2 protein-coding genes are annotated in these 2,891 nt (G+C 46.7%); both read right to left on the minus strand.

The genetic code is table 11. From position 1 onward, the window contains the following. Nucleotides 1-473: 473 nt before the first annotated feature. Complete coding sequence (locus OXN25_19375; GenBank protein ID MDE0427019.1) at nt 474-959, minus strand: hypothetical protein; 486 nt, start codon at nt 957-959, stop codon at nt 474-476. 171 nt (nt 960-1,130) lie between these two features. After that, entirely contained in the window at nt 1,131-2,240 is a 1,110-nt protein-coding gene (locus OXN25_19380; protein MDE0427020.1) for an Rpn family recombination-promoting nuclease/putative transposase, read from the minus strand. Nucleotides 2,241-2,891: the final 651 nt, after the last annotated feature.

Raw genomic sequence — 2,891 nt, forward strand, 5'->3', positions numbered from 1 at the left:
ATCGTATCAAACATCAAGAACAGATTCAGGGATAAATCTATTCTGAACTAACCTTTGTGGCTTCGGAAATCCTTTCTACCGAGGTGTCAGGATCCAAAAACCCTTTTTACTTATTTTGACGTATTCAATTATAAAACGGTTACGAAAAAAAAGTCAAGTGATTTTTTTGCTTGTGATATATCAGGGTTCAAAACCCACTTATGCCTAAAAACGTTATTTCTGGGAAAAGGGTTACGGGCAAGGTTGAACCCTTTTATCCTACCTATTGCAGAAATTATATCACAATTGTGTTATGATGTCAAGAATTTCTTCAAAATTTGTAGCATAAACTTTCAGTTTGTGCCTATATGAAACGCAAACTAAAGTTTACGCTACAATATTACTAAGTTCTAACTTCTATAATTATACCCAAAGTGGGGTTTTTTGTCAAATTTTTCTTTCAGGACTCTCCCTTCCTCATTCGCCACTCACTACTAACACGCTTTGAAAAGAGCGAGAGCAAGACCCATGACAGCAATGCCCGCGGTCATCGTCCATTGCAACGTTTTAATCCCCGCTTCGATACGATCCAGCCGTTGTCCGTTTGCGTGCACCTCTTCAGTGAGTGCCTGAAAGTCTGATTTATCGGTCTTCTGATCCAGTTTCGCGGATAACGCAGCCACATCTGCCCGAAGCGCATCAAAGTCTGACCGAAGCGCATTAAAGTCTGATTTATCGGTCTTCTGATCCAGTTTCGCGGATAAGGACGCAAAGTCTGACCGAAGCGCATCAAAGTCTGATTTATCGGTCTTCTGATCCAGTTTCTCGGATAAGGACGCAAAATCTGACCGAAGCACCTCAAAGTCTGATTTATCGGTTTTTTGCTCAATCAGCCGATCAGCGCGGCCTTCAAGACGATCTAACCGGACCCTTATCTCTTTAAGCGTCTCAAGGAGCAGGTCATTGAAATGATTTGCCATCAAAAAGCCCTCCTGCTTTTCAGTATAACAGAAATTAGCGATAGGCGTTAGAATAGCTTCTAAACAGGAAGCACAAATCTGGGTAAAGTATAACACACGGTGTGTATAAAGTCAACTTAACAATTAAATGACTCCAGAGGCATTCAATTACGACTCTCGAACGCCCTGACTTTAGCTGTCCAAGACTTGTAGGAAGTCTTGAAAACTCGGTGTGAGCGCAGCCGTCTCAACGAGGGCTGCCAATCGGTCAAGGTCTTCAATCGCGTCCAACGCCGCTTTGATGGGTTCTGGATTGTGTGTCGGGAATCGTGCCGTCAGCACAGTAAGAATGCTGCCAACAGAAGCATCGCGCGCACCGCGGGCAATCCCTTGTTCTATACCTTGTTCTATACCTTGTTCTATACCTTGTTCTATACCTTGTTCTATACCGCGCGCAACGAGCACTTCTGCCATCGTCTCTGCCATCGGTTCTACCTCCATATCCGGCGTATGCCGGTCTATAAGTCCTACTAACTCTCTGTGCTCTGCTACAGGCCGCCGATGCAATATCAGCAACAGCAGATACACAATCGCCTCACGTCTCTGACCACCGGCTATCGTATCAACCCCCTCCAAGTGTGATAGGGCCTCCACTAATGCACGACTTATCTCAGCTTTACCCGCTTTCTCCTTTTGAAGCACCGTCAGCAGCCAACCCAACGGATGACCCGTTTTCGTCAAGGTCGCCACCTCTGCATCCTTAACACTCAGAAACAACGTCTCAAACTTCGGGACGAACCGAGAAAGTTCCTCCGGTATGTCCATGATCGCCTCAAGCGTCAGTGGTGTGTGCCACTTCCTATCCCCTGTATAAAAAACAATCGGGAGGATCGGCGGCAATAACCGATCACGTTTCGCTACCTTCTCCGTCGTCCACCGTCTGTAATGGGCATCCCAGATCAGCAGCATGTAAAGCAACACCCGAAACCCCATCGTCTCATCTACTGACGATTGGTGTTCAATCAGGATATAGAGGAGCAGCTCATTCGCAGAACCAGGACTTTCAAAAGGCACACGAAACACAATGTCCGCCTCGCGTTCGCGCAACATCTCAGGAATGAAACTCCTATTGACCGGGGAAAGTTGGCTAAAATCAAGGCGGGCAGCCAGATCAGCGGCCATGATTTCCACCAACCCTTGGATATTCTCCTTGTTTTCAAAGAGCCTACGTATACTCCGGTCGTGGAAATGTTCAATACGAGCATCGAGAAAATCAAGGAGATCTGTGTCTTTACGCTGCATATAATACCAGTTCTGATTGAAATTGTAGCATAAACTTTAGTTTGTGCAGGCTTGTCACAGAAGTCGGTTTCCTGGACAGTCAGGTATGGATAATGGGAAATAAACTTTTAGAACCCGGGCCCTTGGGTCCCGAAAGTTCTCATCGTTTTCTCCTCCTTTCCTGCCTCTATAGGATAACAGAAGCGGCCTATCTATGTCAAGCAGGACATTTTATAGTAAAACCGAAAAATAAAGAGACACTCCTCCCACCCCCGGTAGGTTCGGTTTCCTAACCGAACCGGTGCCGAGTGTCCTATTAATTCTAAATATCACTAAACCGCGAACCGCGAATAGCAAACCGCGATTCGCCAATTGCCATCGGAAATAATTTATATTGGCGAGGTTCGGAAACCTCGCCAGCGGCAGCACTGAAAGCCCAGCGACAATCTCCCGCTGCGAATTGCGGTTCGCGGTTCGCGATTCGCGATAAAAAAAACAGGGCAGCGAACCGAAGTCCACCGCCCTGTTGTCGGTTAGTTAGAATTTCCCTGAACTACTTCTGTAACTTTAAATCACCCCACGTCGTCGTGGCTTTACCACCAGCAGAGACGTTACCACGCAGATGTGTCGTCCGCAACGTCGTGCGTTCGCCATCCAAGGAAACATCTTCGA

The organism is Candidatus Poribacteria bacterium (assembly GCA_028820845.1).
GTDB lineage: Bacteria > Poribacteria > WGA-4E > WGA-4E > WGA-3G > WGA-3G.